Origin of the sequence: Acutalibacter muris, assembly GCF_002201475.1 — a bacterium.
In the GTDB taxonomy this organism is placed as follows: Bacteria; Bacillota; Clostridia; order Oscillospirales; family Acutalibacteraceae; genus Acutalibacter; species Acutalibacter muris.
In genome coordinates, this window is the sequence record NZ_CP021422.1 from 143,780 (window position 1) to 162,333 (window position 18,554).

Sequence of the window (18,554 nt, forward strand, 5' to 3'; positions counted from 1 at the left end):
CCGAAGTATATATGAGACCATTTTTTAGCGAGGTAATTTTCTATGGCTATGAATGTTAATAATAATATCAACAAAATTTCCCCGATGAAGACCATGCGCTGGGCAAAGCCAAAGGGCGAGACTTCGGAAGCTCCCGATGCTCCCGGAAAGGAGCCGGAAGGCGGGCTCTCCCCTATAGAGAAGGCCCTGCAAGGCACCACCAAGGAGGAGGTGACCGCCTGGAGGGATAAATGGCAGGCCCAGCACCCCCTGGAGATAAACTGGAACGCCACTGTGGACCCGGACGGCAGCGCCTACAGCAAGGCGTACTTTGAGTCCATGAGTACCCAGCTTGAGAGCATAGGTGCGGGAGAAAAGGTCCCCACCGAGAGCATCCAGGAAAACGCGCGGGCATACGCCAACAGCGTGGTGGATAAGCTTATAGAGGAATATAAAAAGGCACACGGTATTATACTATAAAATATTATCGAAAATAAGGAGAATCAAAAACCATGAGCGAAAACATCGAAAACTGCACACACGACTGTTCCTCCTGCGGGGCGGACTGCCCCTCCCGTCAGGACCCGGAGAGCCTGATCGAGCCCCAGAACGCATTGAGCAACGTGAAGAAGGTTATCGGCGTTGTCAGCGGCAAGGGGGGTGTGGGCAAGTCCCTGGTGACTTCTATGCTGGCCACCACCCTGCGGCGGCGGGAGTGCTCGGTGGGTATACTGGACGCGGACATCACCGGGCCCAGCATACCAAAGTGCTTCGGCTTAAAGGGCCGGGCCACGGCGGATGAGAACGGTATGTACCCCATCATCACCAAGACCGGGATAAAGGTCATGAGCATAAACCTGCTTTTGGAGGAGGAGACCGCGCCGGTGGTATGGCGGGGGCCGGTTATAGCCGGGGCCATCAAGCAGTTCTGGACGGACGTTGTGTGGGGGGACGTGGATTATATGTTCGTGGATATGCCCCCCGGGACCGGGGACGTGCCGCTGACGGTGTTCCAGTCCCTGCCGCTGGCGGGTATCATTATTGTGGCTTCGCCCCAGGAACTGGTGGGGATGATAGTTTCCAAGGCCGTGGAGATGGCGAAGCTGATGGAGGTGCCTGTGCTGGGGCTTGTGGAGAACATGAGCTATTTCAAGTGCCCGGACTGCGGCAAGGAGATAAAGCTGTTCGGCGAGAGCCATATTGACGAGGTCGCGGCCAAATACGGCCTCAAGGTCATGGGCAAGCTGCCCATAGACCCGACGCTGGCTAGCGCCTGTGACCGAGGAATAATCGAGCTGTTCGGCGGCGACTGGCTGGAGGGCGCCGCAGACGCTATCGAGGAGCAGGGGTAAAAGTTTCGTCCACCTTTTCAAAGGTGGACGAAACTTTTACTCTGTCCCCCCAAAAAGCTCCTCCAATATCTCCCCGGCCTGGGCCGCCTTATCGGCTGCCACATAGACCTTCAGCCGCTCCCTCATGCCGGTCTTCATGACAAGCCCCGCTCCATGCACAGGCACGGCAGCACAGGGAACGTCGTTGTCCTTCAAAGCCTGCATGAGCATTTCGGCCCACATAGCGTCCTTCTCCGCAAGAAGCTCAAAACCGGTCTCCTGTGAATTTAAATTTTCCATTGTAAACTCCTCTCATGGTAAAAGGGATTTATTCACTCAACACTAACGTCCGCGCCCATCTCAACGGCCACATCAGAGGACACAGCGCCCTCCACGCCCTCAACGCCGGGAGCGGCGGCCTCCTTCTGCTGCTCCTCCTCTTCCTTCTTGAGTTCAGACTTCACCTTTTTATTGTCCGGGTCCTCCAGCATCCGAAGGGCCATCGCCATCATATAGAGCTTCGGGTCGTTCTCCAAAAGATACTTCTCATCCTTCGGCGGCACCTTATGCCCTTTCTGAATATTCTTCGCTATCTTCGAACACCGCTTCATCTTGTCCAGGGACTCCTTCATGGCCTTGGCCTGCTTCTCGGACTGCTCGGCCATCTGGGCGCTCTGCTGCCGCACACTCTCGAGCATCTGCCGCATGGACCGCACGGCGCTCAGTTTATCCTGAAGCTTCTTGTCCTCCGGCGAGAGCTCCTCCCTCACGCGGACCCCAATCTCCACCGTGTCCTCCCGCGCCTGCCGCGTGTCCTTATTCTCGGGCTCCGTGCGCTTCTGCTCCGCCGCGGTCTGTGCCGTCGGGACGCTTCTCTGTATTCCGTCAATCTTCATCGTCATAATACAACCCCCTTTAATTATATAATCGGCAAAAGAAACCATAAATTAAGCAAAAGAGGGATTTAAAATATCGGGCAAGTGTGGTATAATGGAGAAAATATTGAAGCAAGTAAGAGAGGAGCTCCCGCCATGACCAGAAAAACCAAAATAATCTGCACGCTTGGCCCCGCCACAGAGGAGGAAGCCGTACTGCGCAGGCTTATGCTCTCCGGCATGAACGCCGCCCGCTTCAACTTCTCACACCTGGACCATCAGGATGCGCGGAAGAAGCTGGACATGGTGGAGCGCCTTAGAGAGGAGCTGCACCTGCCCATCGCCACCCTCCTCGACACCAAGGGCCCGGAGATAAGGGTGGGCAACTTCCAGGACGGTCCCATACAGCTTCACGCCGGGGACACCTTCACCCTCACCACCCGCGACGTGCCCGGCACCGCAGATATCGTCTCAATAACCTATAAGGACCTTCCGAAGGACCTTGTCCCCGGCGCGAGGGTCCTCATCGACGACGGCCTTGTAGAGATGAAGGCCCAGAAGGTCAGCGACACGGACATAGTCTGCACCGTCATAAACGGCGGGAGGGTCTCAAACCACAAGGGCATAAACGTGCCGGGGACAAAGCTCTCCATGCCCTTTATCAGCGAGAGGGACCGGGCGGATATCATCTTCGGCATAGAGAACGGCTTCGACTTCATTGCCGCCTCCTTCACCCGCACGGCCGAGGACATACTGGAGATACGCCGGATACTGAAAGAATATAAGTGCCACAAAATAAATATTATAGCGAAAATTGAGAACATGGAGGGCGTTGAGAATATTGACGAGATACTGCGGGTCGCCGACGGCATAATGGTCGCCCGGGGCGACATGGGCGTGGAGATACCCTTCGAGGATGTGCCCGTGCTGCAAAAGCAGCTTATACAGAAGTCCTACCTTGCGGGCAGGCAGGTGGTCACCGCTACCCAGATGCTGGACTCCATGATGAAGAACCCACGCCCCACACGGGCCGAGGCCACGGACGTGGCAAACGCCATCTACGACGGCACCAGCTGCATAATGCTCTCCGGCGAGACCGCCGCGGGGGATTACCCGGTGGAGGCCCTTGAGACCATGGTGCGCATCGCCGAGAAGGCCGAAGAGAGCATCGACTATATCCACCGCTTCAACTCCCGGGACAACAGCGACATCGCCTTCGACGTGACCAACGCCATCTCCCACGCCACCTGCACCACCGCCCACGACCTGGGGGCCCGGGCCATCATCACCGTCACAAAGTCCGGCGTGACCGCCCGGCAGCTCTCGAAGTTCCGTCCCCTCTATCCCATCGTGGGCTGCACCACCGAGGAGCATGTCTGCCGCCAGCTTAACCTCTCCTGGGGCGTTACCCCTCTGCTCATCGCCGAGGAGAGCGACACCGACACGCTCTTTGACCACGCGGTGGACGCCGCCCAGCAGGCCGGGGTTGTGCAGAACGGCGACATTGTTGTTATCACCGCCGGTATGCCCCTGGGGGTTTCCGGCACCACCAACATGATGAAGGTCCACGTGGTGGGCCATGTGCTGCTTACCGGCACGGGAGTTACCGAAAAGTCAGTTTCAGCCAGACTCTGCGTATGCAGGCACCTGGAGGATATCCCGGGGCGGTTCAGGGACGGCGACATTCTGGTGGTGCCCGAAACGGACAACACCATAGTAGAGTACCTGCGCCGCGCCTCGGGCATCATTACCGAACAGGAGGGACTCAACACCCACGCGGCCATATCCGGCCTTGCCATGGATAAGCCGGTGATAACCGGCGCGGAGCACGCCACGCGCATACTAAAGGGCGGCGCGGTGGTGACGCTGGACGCCAAGACCGGGAGGGTAAGCGTGTGCTGAATACGGACTGGTATGAGTGGAGACGGCAGGATATCGAGCGGCATAACGATCAGATAATGCTCTGGCGCTTTGGTGTCAGGACGCGGAGACCATAATAGCTGACTGCAAAGACCTCAAATCTAAGTATGACAAACTTGAAGCTAGGGTAACCGTTTTGGAAAAGAAGTTTGATGAAGTGAGTGGATAGATAAGGAGTATCCCATGGACAAGGACGCATTTACCGGTGGTGTTGACCCCGGCGGGCTCTGGACGAAGAACGATATACGCATACTCATCTGCTATATCCTCGCAAGCGTCAACGCGCCCCTTACGGGGGAGGACATATCAGGCATTATGCAGGGCAAGGCCCTAGCAAACTATTTCGAGACCGGTGACGCTTTGGCTGGCCTTGAGGGGCTGGGGCATATCAGCAGCACCCCCGAGGGCTATGTGATAGAGCCCACAGGCCGGGAGATAGCTCTTAGTCTTGATACCGGCCTGCCGCTGGCAGTGAGGGATAAGGCCCTGGCGGCGGCGGTGTCTCTGCTGGCAAGGGCCCGGGCCAAGAGGGAGAACCGCGTGGAGACAGAGGACCTGGAAAACGGCTGCCGGGTGCGGTGCGTTATCTCCGGCGGGGACGGCGGGGACCTGATGGAGCTGGGGCTGTACGTGGCCGACCGGGCCCAGGCCCGGGTGATAGAGGAGAATTTCTATAAGGACCCGGAGGGGGTCTACCAGCTTCTGCTGGCTGCCCTGACCGGCGACAGGGAATTCGCCAGGGAATATTTCAGTTAAAAAGGGAGTGTAAAAATGTCAATTCAATTCGACCAAAAAACCAACATCTTCAAGCTGGACACGGACGTTTCCACCTACGCCTTCATGGCCTATGAGCAGGGCTATCTTGTGCACCTCTACTATGGCCCCAAAGTCCCGGACGAGGACCTGTCCCACCTGATGTACAGGGGCTGGTACGACTCCCTGTCCCCCAGGAACCCCAAGGTCCGGGACAGGCGCTTCTCCCTGGACTCCATACCCCAGGAGCTCCCCGGGAACAGCACCGGCGACTTCAGGATATCCGCCATAGAGGCCCAGGCCACGGCGGGGGACTGTGTCACGGACCTGCGCTACATGGGGCATAGGATTTACCCCGGCAAGCCGGAGCTGTACGCCGTGGAGGGCTTTAAGCTGCCCGCCGCCTTTGCGGGAGAGGACGAGGCCGAGACCCTGGAGATAGAAATGCTGGATAAAGTTACCGGGCTGAAAGCTTATCTAAGCTATACCGTCTTTGCCAAAAACGGCGCAATGGCCAGGAGTATGCGCGTGGAGAATACCGGCGGCAGCGCCGTACAGCTCCGGCGGGCCTACAGTATGTGCCTGGAGCTGCCAACTATGGACTACGATATGGTGCATATGTACGGCCGCTGGGCCAAGGAGAACACAGTTACCCGGCACCCCCTGATGCACGGCATACAGAGCATACGCTCGAAAAGGGGCATGACCGGCCCAAACCATAACCCCTTTATGGCCCTTTTGAGAAAAGGCGCGGACGAGGATCAGGGGGAGGCCATCGGCATCAGCATAGTCTACAGCGGAAACTTTTCCATTGAGACCGAGGTGGATACCCTGGGCTGCCCAAGGGTCCTGGCGGGCATAGACCCCGGCAGCTTCAGCTGGCATCTGGAGCCGGGGGAAATATTCCAGACACCCGAGGTTCTGACCGTTTTCAGCACCGAGGGGCTTGGCGGCATGAGCAGAAGCCTCCACAGGCTGTTTATGAACAACCTCATGCGCAGCCAGTGGACCCATAAAAAACGCCCCCTGCTCATAAACAGCTGGGAGGCGGCGGTGTTCGACTTCGACGATAACCTGCTGGTGGACTTCGCCCGGGAGGCAAAGAAACTGGGCGTGGATATGCTGGTGATGGACGACGGCTGGTTCGGCACCCGGAACGACGACACCCAGGCCCTTGGGGACTGGCAGGTGAACGAGAATAAGCTAAGGGGCGGCATCAAGAGTCTTATAGAGCGGGTGAACGCAGAGGGGCTCAGCTTCGGCATATGGTACGAGCCGGAGATGGTGAACCCCAACAGCGACCTCTACAGGGCCCACCCGGACTGGATAATAAAGGCCCAGGGCCGGGAGGAAAGTCTCAGCCGCAACCAGTGCGTGCTGGACATGACCCGCAAGGAGGTCCGGGACAATATCTTTGACCAGATGGCTGAGGTCATCGGGAACAACAACATACAGTATATAAAATGGGACTGCAACCGCAATATCTCCGAGGCCGGCAACGCCGTGCTGCCGAAGGAGCGCCAGGGGGAATTCTTCCACAGGTACGTGCTGGGGGTCTATGAACTGATGGAGCGGGTCACCAGCACCTGGCCCCATATCCTTCTTGAGAACTGCTCCTCCGGCGGCGGGCGGTTTGACCCTGGTATGCTCTACTACTCGCCACAGATATGGACCAGCGACAACACCGACCCCATCGAGCGGCTTACCATACAGATGGGGGCAAGCCTGTGCTATCCCCCGGCCTGCATGGGAGCCCACGTGTCCGCGAACCCACGCACGGGCTTTGAGACCAAGGGGAACGTGGCCATAATGGGTACCCACGGCTTTGAGCTGGACCCCTTAAAGATGACCGAGGAGGAGAAGGAGTGGGCTAAGAAGCAGGTAGCAGACTACCATAAATACTATGACCTGACCCATTACGGTGACCTATACCGGCTGACGGACCCGGCGGTGGACCCCTTCTTCTGCGACTGGGAGCTGGTGAGCCCGGACAAGGAGGAGGCGCTGTTCACCAGGGTGGTCATGCGCAAGCCGGAGAACTACTATCAGATGAAGCGCCTGCGGGGTCTTGACCCTGAGAAGATGTACCGTGTTGAGGGAACAGAGCAGGTCTGCTCCGGCGCGTTGCTGATGGCGGCTGGCCTTGACCTGTCCCAGCCGTGGCCGGGGCCGGAGGACGGCTCCAGCGTCACCGTGCACCTGACGGCGGAGTAAAACGAGGGCGATCCGGCGCGCCCAGGGCGCTGGCGAGGTTTGGGCGAGGAGCCCAAGGTCTTGCCGAAGGCCATAAACATACTCCAAAAACTATTGACTTTTAGAATAAAATGCGCTATATTATATATAGAGAAACTATCCAGATTTCAACTGAAATATAGTCGATTCCTGGAGCATACCAACAAATCCACGTAAAGGGGGTTCCAATATGTTACCAGTCATTACCATTTCCCGCCAGTTCGGCAGCGGAGGCCACGAAGTCGGGGAGAAGCTGGCTCGCCAGCTGGATGTTCCCTTCTATGACAAGGCCCTTATCGCCATGGCCGCAAAGCAGAGCGGTCTGTCAGAGGAGGTCTTTGCCAACGCCGACGAGAAGGCCACCAGCAGCCTTCTGTACTCCATGGTCATGGGCAGCTACTCCTTCGGGGCAAGGGTGCCCGGCATCAACGAGATGCCCATCAACGACAAGCTGTTTATAATCCAGTCCGACATCATCAAAAAGGCTGCGGCAGACGGCCCTTGCGTGATAATCGGGCGCTGCGCGGACTACATCCTCCGGGAGCACGAGAACTGCCTGAACGTGTTTGTGCACGCCTCTAAGGAGGAACGCGTCCGCCGTTCCATCGCCAAGAAGGACTGTGAAGAGCGCAAGGCCTCGGACTTCGTCACCAAGAAGGACAAACAGCGGGCCAACTACTACAACTTCTACTCCAACAAGCGCTGGGACGACCTGCAGAACTACGACATCACCCTTGACACCTCCCGCTTCACGGTGGACGAGGCCGTGGATATCCTGATGGACGCGGCCAAGCGGCTGGACCGTTGAAGCCTGTGACAGAGAAAAGCAAGGCCCGCCTGCCCAAGGGTAAGCGGGCCATACTTATTCTGCTGCCCCTGGCGCTGGTGCTGGCGGGGCTGGCCATATGGCAGTTCGCCCATAGGGAGCGGGAATATCAGCTCGACTCCTTCGCCATGGGCAGCTATGTGCGGCAGACGGTCTGGGGCAGGGAGCCGGAAAAGGCCGCGGCGGAAACCGTGCAGAGGATAGGGGAGCTTGAGCGGGAGATATCCTGGCGGAGGGACGGAGACGTTGCGAAAATGAACAGTCAGGCCGGCGGGGAGCCGGTGACTGTGGACGAGAGCACGGCCACCGGGGAACTGCTGGAGGAGCTGCTGGAGCTCTGCGAAAGGAGCGGCGGGGCCCTGGACATAACCCTGGGGCCGGTGACAAGGCTCTGGGACTTTGACGGCGAGCCCCGTCTGCCCGACGAAAAAGAGCTGGAGAAAGCCCTGGCTCTGGTGGACTACAGAAAGCTGTCCATGGACAGCGAGGAGTATTTGTATGCGGTTCCCAACGAGGACGGCAGCCATTTGGACTGCCTGGGCACAAGATATCGTGTGTCCCTCATAGAGCCCGGCATGGCCCTGGACCTGGGGGCCGTGGGCAAGGGCGCGGCCTGTGACGAGGCGGCGGAGCTTATCTATCGGGAGGGGATCTCCGGCATGGTCGCCTCCGTGGGGGGCAGCGTATGCCTCCGGGGAGAAAAGCCCGACGGCGGGCCCTTCCGTGTCAGCGTGCGGAACCCTAAAGAGGACCAGACCGGGAGCCTGGGGGTTCTGGAGCTGGACGGCGGGTACATATCTACCTCCGGCAGCTATGAGAAGTATTTTGAACAGGACGGCAAAAGGTACTGTCATCTCCTGGATCCCCGCACCGGCTACCCTGCCGAGAGCGGCCTGGTGTCCGTGACGGTGTGGTGCCCGCCGGGGGTGGACGCGTGGTGGCCCGGGGCTTTAAGCGACGGGCTGGCGACAGCTTGCTTTGTGCTGGGCACAGAGGACGGCCTGGAGCTTTTGGAGAGCTATGGGGCCGAGGGGCTCTTTATTGATGAGAACGATGTGATAACGGTCACCGAAGGCCTTAAAGACAGGTTCACTCTGACCGCCGGGGGCTATTCCCTTGAGGGGGACGGCTGATGGAGCGGCGGCTTTTCAACAGGCGGGAGCTGCCCATACTTCTGCTTATGGTCCTGGCGGCGGCCCTATGGCTTGTCCTCTCCCGGATAGGGCCCGAAGGCACAAGAGCAATAGTTGAGCGGGACGGCGAGACGATACTTACAAAGGAGCTGGGCGGACTTAAAGCCCCGGAGCTGGTGGAGATAGCGGGGAAGAACGGCATTACGCTTACGCTGGAGTTCTCAAGGGAGGGCGCCCGGGTACTAGAGGCCAGCTGCCCCGACAAGACCTGCCGGCGTGCGGGGCTCCTCACCCGGGCCGGGGAGAGCGCCGTGTGTCTGCCCGGCAGGATAGTGTTGCGCCTGGAGGGTCCAAGGACAGGCCAAAATCTGGACGCAGAGACATATTAGCGGAGGAAAAAGTGAGAAAAAAAGCTGGATTTGCGGCGCTTTCGGGGCTGCTGGCGGCGCTGGCGCTGACCCTTTCCCTGCTGGAGGGGATGCTGCCCCCCCTTCCCGGTATGCCCCCGGGGGCAAAGCTGGGGCTGTCGAATGTGGTCATGATGTACGCCGCCGGGACCCTGGGGCTGCCCTTTGCCATGGCGCTGGCGGTGATAAAGGGCGGCTTTGCCCTGCTGACCAGGGGAGTTACGGCAGGGGCGATGAGTTTGTCAGGCGGAATACTGAGCACCCTCTGCGCCTGGGTACTGCTGAAAAGGACCCGGGCAAGCCTATCCCTTACGGGCGTCTGCGGGGCCCTTGCGCACAACTCCGGGCAACTGCTGACGGCTTTCGCGCTGATGGGACAGGCAGTGGCCGCATACGCGCCGGTGCTGATGGCGGCGTCGGTTATAACCGGCCTGCTGACCGGGGCGGTACTGAGGGCAAGCCTTCCGCTGCTTGAGAAGGCAGGAGGGTTTCTGACAGGCGGGAAAAAGTGATAAGATCATACCGCAGATCACGAAGAAAACTGATGTTTACAGGAACCGCCAAAATTTCAGTATAAAAAAGGGTACGGAGCAGCCCCAAAAGGGATTGCTCCGTATCCGTTATAAAATGCCCTTATACGTCTTTCTAAATATCACTTACTATCGTCACCGTAAAGTATCTCTCGAAGCAGCTCCGTGGTGTCCATCTGGTCCGGCGGCACCTTGGAGGCCGGACGCGGCTGGGGCGCCGGGTTTGGGGCGGGAGCCTGGGGGCGGCGCCGGACCGGCGGAGGAACAGCTTGCGTCTGTGGGGCATATTGCTGTGCAACAGGCGGCTGGGACATCTCCTCGGGCAGTGAGAACTCCTCGGTGTAAACAGATGCCTGAGTGGGCATGATGGGCCCCCTGTCCGGCGGCGTCTGGCGCGGAGGCTCGAATTCCTCGGTGTACATAGAGGCCTCCGACGGCACCATAGGCTCCTGGTAATCCATTGGCTGGGGGGGAACATCAAACTCCTCGGTGTATACGCTGCCGTTTACCGGCACAGCCAGGTCCTCGGGCTCGGGCCTATACAGCTGGGGCTCGGGCCTGTCATAGCCATAATCCTGCCGGTCATACTGGGCATATGGGTCGTCCTCATACGTCCGCGCCTGCTGCTGGGGCTGACGGGGCCGGAGGGGTTGGCGGACCGCCGCCTGCTCTATCTCGGCAAATATCTCCTCCCGGTCGTCAACATTGCGGCCCCGGACGATGAACACTACAAGGACGATCAGCCCCAGCACCCCTGTACCCACGCAGGCCGCCCCGCTGTAAAACAGGGTCCTGGACATGGCGTTGCTCTTCTGGGTCACCCGGGCAAAGGTCACGTATTGGGGTCCGTCGTCCACCGGGGCCTGGGCGCCGGTGGAGCTGCCCTGGCTGCCGCCGCCCTGAGAGGAGCTGCCGCTTATGGGTCGCCGGGAGCTGGTGCTGGGCTGGCGTATGCCGCCGCCCATATTGACGCTGGGACTGGTGGCCGAGCCCTGGTTCGTGCCCCCGCCGTTGGTATTGTTGTTGGGTTGGGGCGGCTCGGGCGTGGGCTCTTCACTAGGCGCCGCGGTAGGCTCATCAGTGGGCTCAGTGGTGGGCTCATCAGTTGGTGCGTCCGTAGGGCCCGGATTGTCTGTGGGACCCGGGTTATCCGTAGGTGTGTCCGTGGGGCCGGGAGGAGCCGTCGGGTCTATGGGCGGAGCCGTGGGCTCTATGGGCGGCTCTGTCGGGTCGATGACCACGGGCGGCTCCTCTTCTCCATCTCCGGGGCTCACATCCATGCTGCCGGGCACGTCGTCGGCCGCGGCCATGAACAGCCCCCCAAGTACCAGCAGGGCCAAAAGCAGTGCTAATAATACGCGTGTTTTTTTCATATGGGCTCCTTCTTTATGCTATTGCTTTCGCTTTTCCTGTACCTCTCTGACCATCTCCGCCATCTCGTCCCCGGAGAGCCGCCTGCCGTCCACGACCGCCGGTATGCTGTACTCAGGCTCTCAGTCCCGGGGTAGACCGGCTCGCCGTACAGCTCCTCTCTTAGAACTCCCCAATCTTTTCCTTTATATACCTCTCCAATCCCTCAATGGGCACCCGCTCCTGGGCCATGCTGTCCCGCTCCCGGACGGTGACGCAATTGTCGGCGGGCTTTTCGCTGTCCCCAACGGTCTCAAAGTCGATGGTGACGCAAAGAGGCGTGCCTATCTCGTCCTGGCGGCGGTAGCGCTTGCCGATGGAGCCGGTCTCGTCGAAGTCGGCCATCGTGTGCTTACTAAGCTGGTCGTAGACCTCAAGGGCCTTGGGCGAGAGCTTCTTTGAAAGGGGCAGCACCGCGGCCTTATAGGGGGCGAGGCAGGGCTTCAGGTGCAGGACAACTCTCGAATCGTTCTTCGCCTCGTCCAGCACCTCCACGTCGTAGGCCTCCGAGAGGACGGCCAGCACGGTGCGGTCCAGGCCGTAGGTGCTCTCAATGATATAGGGGATAAACTTCTCGTTTGTCTCCGGGTCCAGGTAGTCCATCTTCTGACCGCTGTACTCCTGGTGGCGGGTAAGGTCGAAGTCGGTGCGGTTATGGGTGCCGTTTATCTCCCCCCAGCCGAAGGGGAACAGGTACTCGATGTCGCAGGCGGCCTTGGCGTAGTGGGCCAGCTTCTCGTGGTCGTGGAACCTAAGGCGCTCCGCAGGGAGGCCCAGGTCCTCGAAGTATTTTCTGCCGTACTCCTTAAAGTATGAATAGAGCTCCTCGTCGTCGCCCTTCTTGCAGAAGGTCTGGAACTCCATCTGCTCAAACTCGATGGTCCTGAAGGTGAAGTTGCCGGGGGTTATCTCGTTTCTGAAGGCCTTGCCTATCTGGCCGATGCTAAAGGGCAGCTTGGCCCGCATAGTCCGCTGGACATTGAGGAAGTTCACATACTCCCCCTGGGCGTTCTCGGGGCGCAGATAGATGACGGACTTATTGTCGTTAGTCACGCCCCGAAAGGTCTGGAACATCAGGTTAAATTCCCGGATGTCGGTGAAGTTGTGCTTGCCGCAGTTGGGGCAGGGGATATGGTGGTCCTTTATATACTGGAACATCTCCTCCTTGGTCATGCCGTCGGCGTGGGCCTCGGGGTCGAAGTCGTCGATGAGGTTGTCGGCCCTGTGGCGCATCTTGCACTCCTTACAGTCCAGAAGGGGGTCGGAAAAGCTCTGGACATGGCCGCTGGCCTCCCAGACCCTGGGGTGCATAAGTATGTCCGCGTCCACCTCGAAGGAGCTGCGGCGCTCCTGGATAAAGCGCTTGCGCCAGGTGTCTTTAATGTTGTTCTTGAGCCGGGAGCCCAGGGGTCCGTAGTCCCAGGTGTTGGCTAATCCCCCGTATATATCGCTTCCCGGGAAGATAAAGCCCCGGGTCTTGCAAAGGCCGGTTATCATGTCCATGGTCTTATCAGTATGCTGCATAGTCAATACGTCCTTTCTCTACTTTAACATACCAGTATTTTACCAAACTCCGGCGTGATTTGCAAGGAAAACGTGAGGTTTTTGCAATTTTCCCCCTGGGGGCGCGTTGACACGGGCAGGTCAAACGGTTATAATTAAAAAGCCCCTGCGCATTCCATCGGGAAAGCGCGGGGCTTTCGGGGCAAATGACGGCCCCATACTCAAGGAGGAGACCGCCTATGACCCACACTGTCCCAAAGGACGGCACGTCCATAGACTGCGTAAGCTTCGGCTCCGGCAGCAAGCCGCTGGTGATGCTCCCCGGGCTCAGTTTCCAGCGGGTGAAGGGGGCTGCGCAGGGGCTGAAATATATGTACAGGGAGTTCGGGAAAACCCATAGGGTCTATGTGATAGACAAGAAGGAGGATATCCCCGAGAGGTACACGCTCCGGGACATGGCGGAGGACACGGCATATGTGATGGAGCGGCTTGGGCTCACCGGCGCGGACGTGTTCGGCGTGTCCCAGGGAGGCATGATTGCCCAGTACCTTGCCATATACTACCCGGAGCTTGTGCGCAGGCTGGCGCTGGGGGTCACGGCTTCAAGGGTGAACCCGGTGATGGAGGAGGCCGTGAACACCTGGATAAGGCTGGCCAAAGCCGGGGACTATGACGCTTTTGTAAAAGACATACTCATGAAGATGTACTCGGCAAAGTATATCAAAAAGCGCGGCTGGCTGTTCCCGGCAATCGCCAGACTGACAAGGCCCAGGGAGAGGGAGGCTGAGCGCTTTATAAGCTCGGCCGGGGCCTGCCTTAGCTGCAACTCATACCCGGAGCTTCACAGGATAAAATGCCCCGCGCTGGTGCTGGGCGGCAGCGAGGACCGGGTGCTTACTGGTGAAGCGTCTGAGGAGATAGCAGGGGCCCTTGACTGCGGGCTTTATATGTACGAGGGCCTGGGACATGCCGCCTATGAGGAGGCAGAGGACTTTAACCAGAGGATAAGCCGGTTCTTTAATGAAGGACGGCTATAGAAGGAGAGTATAGAGAATGGACAAGAGCAGAATACGCAATTTCAGCATAGTGGCCCATATCGACCACGGCAAGAGCACCCTTGCGGACAGGATACTGGAGCAGACCAGTGCCGTGCCCCTTCGGGAGATGGAGGACCAGCTTCTGGACAATATGGACCTGGAGCGGGAACGTGGCATAACTATAAAGGCCCACGCCGTCACCCTGGTATATTCCGCCAGGGACGGCAAGGACTATGTCTTCAACCTGATAGACACCCCCGGGCACGTGGACTTCAACTATGAGGTCTCCCGGTCTCTGGCGGCCTGCGAGGGAGCGGTGCTGGTGGTGGACTCCTCCCAGGGGATAGAGGCCCAGACTCTGGCCAACACCTATCTCGCCGTGGACGCGGGGCTGGAGATAGTGCCCGTTGTGAACAAGATAGACCTTATCAGCGCCGACCCCGAGCGGGTATGCCGCGAGATAGAGGACGTGATAGGCATACCCGCCATGGACGCGCCGAGAATTTCCGCCAAGAACGGGATAAATATTGACGAGGTCATGGAGCGGATAGTCAGCGATATACCGGCTCCCCAGGGCGACGAGAACGCGCCCCTTAAAGCTCTTATCTTCGACTCCTACTATGACCCATACCGGGGGGTCATAGTCTATGTGCGGGTGAAGGACGGTACGGTTAAGACAGGGGACTCCATACGCATGATGGCCACCGGCGGGGAATTCCAGGTGGTGGAGTGCGGCTTTTTAAGGGCCACCTCTCTTGAGCCCGCCGAGGCCCTATATGCCGGAGAGGTGGGCTATATCGCCGCCAGCATAAAAGACGTGCGCCAGGCAAGGGTCGGCGACACGGTCACCCTCTCGGAGCGCCCGGCGGCGGAGGCCTTACCCGGCTACCGCGCGGTGCAGCCCATGGTGTACTGCGGTATTTATCCCGCCGACGGTGCACATTATACGGACCTTCGGGACGCTTTGGAGAAGCTTCAGCTAAACGACGCGTCTTTAACCTTCGAGCCCGAAACCTCGGTGGCTCTGGGCTTTGGCTTTCGCTGCGGCTTTCTGGGGCTTCTGCATATGGAGATAATCCAGGAGAGATTGGAGCGGGAGTACAATCTGGATATCATAACCACCGCCCCCAGCGTGGTCTATAAAATTAGAAAGACCGACGGCGAGGAGCTTACAATAGACAACCCCACCAACTACCCGGACCCCGCCACCATAGCCGGCGCCCAGGAGCCCATCACCAACGCGCACATCTACTCTCCCGCGGAGTATGTGGGCAGCATTATGGAACTATGCCAGGAGCGGCGGGGGACCTTTATGGACATGAAGTACCTGGACACCGACAGGGTGGACATACACTACGAGTTGCCCTTAAACGAGATAATCTACGACTTCTTCGACGCTTTAAAGTCCCGCACCAGGGGCTACGCCAGTTTCGACTATGAGCTTCTTGGCTATAGGGAGTCGAAGCTTGTGAAGCTGGACATACTCTTAAACGGCGAGACCGTGGACGCCCTGTCCTTTATACTGCACACGGACAAGGCCTATCCCCGGGCCCGGAGGATGACCGAGAAGCTCAAGGAAAATATCCCCCGCCAGCTTTTCGAGGTGCCCATCCAGGCCTGCATAGGCGGCAAGATAATCGCCCGGGAGACGGTGAAGGCCCTTCGCAAGGACGTGCTGGCCAAGTGCTACGGCGGCGACATTACCCGCAAGAAGAAGCTTTTGGAGAAGCAGAAGGAGGGCAAGAAGCGTATGCGCCAGCTGGGCACGGTGGAGGTGCCCCAGGAGGCCTTTATGGCCGTGCTGAAGCTGGAGGAGTAATATGGGCTTGGGGCTCTATATACACGTGCCCTTCTGCGAAGGAAAATGTCCGTACTGCGATTTTTACTCCCTGGCCCCAAAGGCTGAGACAGTGGATAAGTACGTGGAACGAACCCTGGAGCTGATGGCCGGGTATGGAGCGGACTGCGCCCGGGAAGTCGGTACGGTGTACTTTGGCGGCGGCACACCCAGTATAATAGGGGCAGAGCGGCTTGGAAGACTTTTGGAGGGCGCAAAAAGATACTTCCACCTTGTCCGGGACGCGGAGATAACCTGCGAGGCAAACCCTACAGGGGTAAGCGAGGGCTTTTTCCGGCAGCTTTCCGCCGCCGGGTTCAACAGGCTCTCCATGGGTATGCAGTCGGCCAATACGGAGGAGCTGCGCCTGTTGGGGAGAAAGCACGGCCCGGAGGGTGTGCGGCAGGCGGTGGAGGGTGCAAGGACCGCTGGCTTTAAAAATATCTCTCTTGATTTGATGCTGGCCTTGCCGGGGAGCACTATAGAAAGCCTTGAGAGAAGCATAAGCTTTGCGGCGGGGCTCTTCCCGGAGCACATCTCGGCCTATATTCTGAAGATAGAGCCCGGAACCCCCTTCGCGTCCCGGGGGCTTATACTGCCCGAGGACGACAGCACCGCCGACCAATATTTATTCACCGTAGAACGTCTTAGAGAGCTGGGCTATGCCCAGTATGAGATAAGCAACTTTTCAAGGCCCGGCTTTGAGAGTAAGCATAACCTCTGCTACTGGCGATGTGACGAATACCTGGGCCTGGGTCCGGCGGCCCACTCCTTTTACAATGGGCGGCGGTTTCAGTGGGGGCGGGACCTCTCCGCTTATCTCCGGGGGGAGGGGCCCACGGAGGACGGCCCCGGGGGCGGCACGGGCGAGTTCGCCATGCTGAACCTGCGGCTCTCAAGGGGGCTTATGGAGAGCGAATGTGCCGACCGCTTCGGCGAGGAGGGCCGGGAGCTTTTCGCCCTCGTAAGGGGCCGGGCGGCCCGGTGCCCCAATACCCTCTTGAATATCTGTCCCGACAGGGTCAGCTTCACTCCGAAGGGCTTTTTGGTGTCGAACGCGCTGCTCTCAAGGCTTTTAGACTGAGCTCATGAGCTCATAAGCTCCACGGAGCGTAGACCGTTGATTTTAGGCGGTTCTATGCCCCGTGGGTTCCCTTTTTGAAATAAGAGCTTTATACTTTGGCACGAAGGAGGCGGTCAGATGGCCTTAGAGTCCCTGGACCAGGAACGCACAGGCAGGTTCATACAGTCCCTAAGAAAGGAGCTGGGCCTGACCCAGAGACAGCTTGCGGAGAAGCTGATGATAAGCGACAAGACCGTGAGCAAGTGGGAGTGCGGCTCCGGGTTGCCGGAGATATCCTTACTCATGCCCCTGTGCCGGGAGCTGGGGATAAACGTCAACGAACTCCTGTCCGGGCAGAGGCTGTCCGCCGCCGACTACCAAAGAAAAGCGGAGGAAAATATCATGTCACTTATGAAAGAACGGGAGGAAAGCATCAAAAAGATACGGCTCTCGGTTTTCACCGGGATAAGCTGCACGGCAACGCTTTTGGTGCTGATACTGCTGGTGGGCTTTTACGCCGAGGTGATATCCCTGCCGGTGAAGGCGCTGATAATAGCCTTTGCCTGTTTACAGTTCGCCGCGGGGCTCTTTGTCACCATGTCAATGGACCGGGAGGCGGGGTACTTCAAGTGCCGGTCCTGCGGCGAGACCTTCAAGCCCACCTGGCGGGCGTACATCTGGGGCCCGCACACCATCACCCGGCGCTGGTTCCGCTGCCCCAAATGCGGGAAGTTCACGGGCTGCAAGCATGTGATGAGCAGGGAGGAGCCGGATGAGCAGGAGAGGTAAGATACTCGCCTTTATTGGCGTTGAGTACGTACTGGTGGCGGTGTGCACTCTGCCTCTTTTCCTGCTGGAGGCGGAGCCCATGGGTCCGCTTATGCTCGTTGTGTCTGTAGTATTCATGTTCCTTCCGGCCCTCTCGGCGCTGATAGTCCGGCGGCTCTCCGGGGACCGCTCCGGGCTTTTCCTACGGCCCAATATCAGAGGGACGAGAAAGCAGTACCTTATGGCGGCTTTTCTGCCCGGGGCGCTTACCATGGCAGGCGCGGCGCTGTACTTCCTGCTGTTCCCCGGGGACCTGGACCTGACTATGGGGTATATGTCCGAACTGCTGGCCCTTAGCGGCCAGGCGGTGGAGGTGCCCGCCGCGACCCTTCCCCAGCTGATAGGCGCGGGGCTGCTCCTGACGCTTATAGCGCCCCTGGTCGTAGTGAACCACATAGCTGCCTTCGGCGAGGAGCTGGGCTGGCGGGGGTATCTTCTGCCCCTGCTCATAGAGGGCCTTGGGGGGAGAAGGGCGGTCCTGCTGGACGGCGTTTTGTGGGGCATAGCCCACGCGCCGCTGGTATGCTTCGGGCTTAACTATACCGGGGAATACCCCGGCGCACCCTTTACCGGCATACTGATGATGACGGTCTTTGCCACGGTCTCGGGAATATTCATGTCGTACCTTACACTGCGCTCGGGGAGCATATGGCCCGCCTGTATCGCCCACGGCGCGGTCAACGCCGTAAGGGAGGCCCCGCTGCTTATCTGCGCGGCGGGGTATGACGCCCTGTTGGGGCCAAAGCCCTCGGGGCTTATCGGTATGGCGGGGTTTATTATTATGGGGGTTCTGCTTATGTTTAGGCTGGAGAAGCGTCCCGGAAAAAGCGAAGGAAAGAACAGGTGGTCAGCATACTGTATCACGGAACAACAAGGGGAGGACTAAAAGC

The 18,554-nt window shown here is 59.0% G+C and carries 18 protein-coding genes; 14 read left to right on the forward strand and 4 right to left on the reverse strand.

Features of this window, described 5'->3' with window-relative positions; translation table 11 throughout:
* The first annotated feature begins 42 nt into the window (after window positions 1–42).
* Both ADH66_RS00715 and ADH66_RS00720 read left to right on the forward strand, forming a co-directional pair.
* On the forward strand, window positions 43–459 hold the full coding sequence (locus tag ADH66_RS00715; RefSeq protein ID WP_066536947.1) for a hypothetical protein: 417 nt from the start codon (window positions 43–45) through the stop codon (window positions 457–459).
* Window positions 460–491: 32 nt separating this feature from the next.
* A complete protein-coding gene (locus ADH66_RS00720; protein ID WP_066536941.1) occupies window positions 492–1,331 on the forward strand; it encodes an Mrp/NBP35 family ATP-binding protein in 840 nt (279 codons plus the stop codon).
* A 36-nt stretch (window positions 1,332–1,367) separates the two neighbouring features.
* Here ADH66_RS00720 and ADH66_RS00725 read toward each other — a convergent pair whose 3' ends face one another.
* Both ADH66_RS00725 and ADH66_RS00730 read right to left on the reverse strand, forming a co-directional pair.
* Window positions 1,368–1,610, reverse strand: coding sequence for a putative signal transducing protein (locus ADH66_RS00725; RefSeq protein ID WP_066536939.1), 243 nt, complete (start codon window positions 1,608–1,610; stop codon window positions 1,368–1,370).
* A gap of 32 nt (window positions 1,611–1,642) precedes the next feature.
* Entirely contained in the window at window positions 1,643–2,212 is a 570-nt protein-coding gene (locus tag ADH66_RS00730; protein WP_066536934.1) for a hypothetical protein, read from the reverse strand.
* Between the two features lie 129 nt (window positions 2,213–2,341).
* Between ADH66_RS00730 and pyk the strand changes: the two genes are divergently transcribed.
* The 7 genes from pyk to ADH66_RS00765 all read left to right on the forward strand — a co-directional run bounded on the left by pyk (window position 2,342) and on the right by ADH66_RS00765 (window position 9,968).
* Window positions 2,342–4,087 carry a pyruvate kinase gene (gene pyk, locus ADH66_RS00735; RefSeq protein WP_066536928.1) on the forward strand — a complete coding sequence of 582 codons (1,746 nt, stop codon included), beginning with the start codon at window positions 2,342–2,344 and terminating at the stop codon, window positions 4,085–4,087.
* A 201-nt stretch (window positions 4,088–4,288) separates the two neighbouring features.
* Complete coding sequence (locus ADH66_RS00740) at window positions 4,289–4,861, forward strand: DUF4364 family protein (RefSeq protein ID WP_066536926.1); 573 nt, start codon at window positions 4,289–4,291, stop codon at window positions 4,859–4,861.
* 15 nt (window positions 4,862–4,876) lie between these two features.
* A complete protein-coding gene (locus ADH66_RS00745) occupies window positions 4,877–7,072 on the forward strand; it encodes an alpha-galactosidase (RefSeq protein ID WP_066536924.1) in 2,196 nt (731 codons plus the stop codon).
* A 208-nt stretch (window positions 7,073–7,280) separates the two neighbouring features.
* The gene (locus tag ADH66_RS00750; RefSeq protein ID WP_066536922.1) at window positions 7,281–7,898 is read left to right on the forward strand and encodes a cytidylate kinase-like family protein; all 618 of its coding nucleotides are present in this window, start codon (window positions 7,281–7,283) and stop codon (window positions 7,896–7,898) included.
* A 5-nt stretch (window positions 7,899–7,903) separates the two neighbouring features.
* Window positions 7,904–9,049: an FAD:protein FMN transferase gene (locus ADH66_RS00755; protein WP_236757270.1), complete on the forward strand. Its 1,146-nt coding sequence runs from the start codon at window positions 7,904–7,906 to the stop codon at window positions 9,047–9,049.
* The gene (locus tag ADH66_RS00760; RefSeq protein WP_066536917.1) at window positions 9,049–9,438 is read left to right on the forward strand and encodes a NusG domain II-containing protein; all 390 of its coding nucleotides are present in this window, start codon (window positions 9,049–9,051) and stop codon (window positions 9,436–9,438) included. Before ADH66_RS00755 ends, ADH66_RS00760 begins: the two co-directional genes overlap by 1 nt.
* 11 nt (window positions 9,439–9,449) lie before the next feature.
* A complete protein-coding gene (locus ADH66_RS00765) occupies window positions 9,450–9,968 on the forward strand; it encodes a Gx transporter family protein (protein ID WP_236757152.1) in 519 nt (172 codons plus the stop codon).
* 140 nt (window positions 9,969–10,108) lie between these two features.
* Here ADH66_RS00765 and ADH66_RS00770 read toward each other — a convergent pair whose 3' ends face one another.
* The gene (locus tag ADH66_RS00770; protein ID WP_066536910.1) at window positions 10,109–11,359 is read right to left on the reverse strand and encodes a hypothetical protein; all 1,251 of its coding nucleotides are present in this window, start codon (window positions 11,357–11,359) and stop codon (window positions 10,109–10,111) included.
* 160 nt (window positions 11,360–11,519) lie between these two features.
* A complete protein-coding gene (locus ADH66_RS00775; protein WP_066536908.1) occupies window positions 11,520–12,920 on the reverse strand; it encodes a glycine--tRNA ligase in 1,401 nt (466 codons plus the stop codon).
* A gap of 218 nt (window positions 12,921–13,138) precedes the next feature.
* Between ADH66_RS00775 and ADH66_RS00780 the strand changes: the two genes are divergently transcribed.
* The 5 genes from ADH66_RS00780 to ADH66_RS00800 all read left to right on the forward strand — a co-directional run bounded on the left by ADH66_RS00780 (window position 13,139) and on the right by ADH66_RS00800 (window position 18,550).
* Window positions 13,139–13,936: an alpha/beta fold hydrolase gene (locus ADH66_RS00780; RefSeq protein WP_066536906.1), complete on the forward strand. Its 798-nt coding sequence runs from the start codon at window positions 13,139–13,141 to the stop codon at window positions 13,934–13,936.
* A gap of 16 nt (window positions 13,937–13,952) precedes the next feature.
* Window positions 13,953–15,755: a translation elongation factor 4 gene (lepA, locus tag ADH66_RS00785; RefSeq protein WP_066536901.1), complete on the forward strand. Its 1,803-nt coding sequence runs from the start codon at window positions 13,953–13,955 to the stop codon at window positions 15,753–15,755.
* A 1-nt stretch (window position 15,756) separates the two neighbouring features.
* The gene (hemW, locus tag ADH66_RS00790; RefSeq protein WP_066536899.1) at window positions 15,757–16,857 is read left to right on the forward strand and encodes a radical SAM family heme chaperone HemW; all 1,101 of its coding nucleotides are present in this window, start codon (window positions 15,757–15,759) and stop codon (window positions 16,855–16,857) included.
* A 117-nt stretch (window positions 16,858–16,974) separates the two neighbouring features.
* Window positions 16,975–17,625, forward strand: coding sequence for a helix-turn-helix domain-containing protein (locus ADH66_RS00795; RefSeq protein ID WP_066536897.1), 651 nt, complete (start codon window positions 16,975–16,977; stop codon window positions 17,623–17,625).
* Window positions 17,609–18,550, forward strand: a complete 942-nt coding sequence (locus ADH66_RS00800; protein WP_066536894.1) for a CPBP family intramembrane glutamic endopeptidase — start codon at window positions 17,609–17,611, stop codon at window positions 18,548–18,550. Before ADH66_RS00795 ends, ADH66_RS00800 begins: the two co-directional genes overlap by 17 nt.
* Window positions 18,551–18,554: the final 4 nt, after the last annotated feature.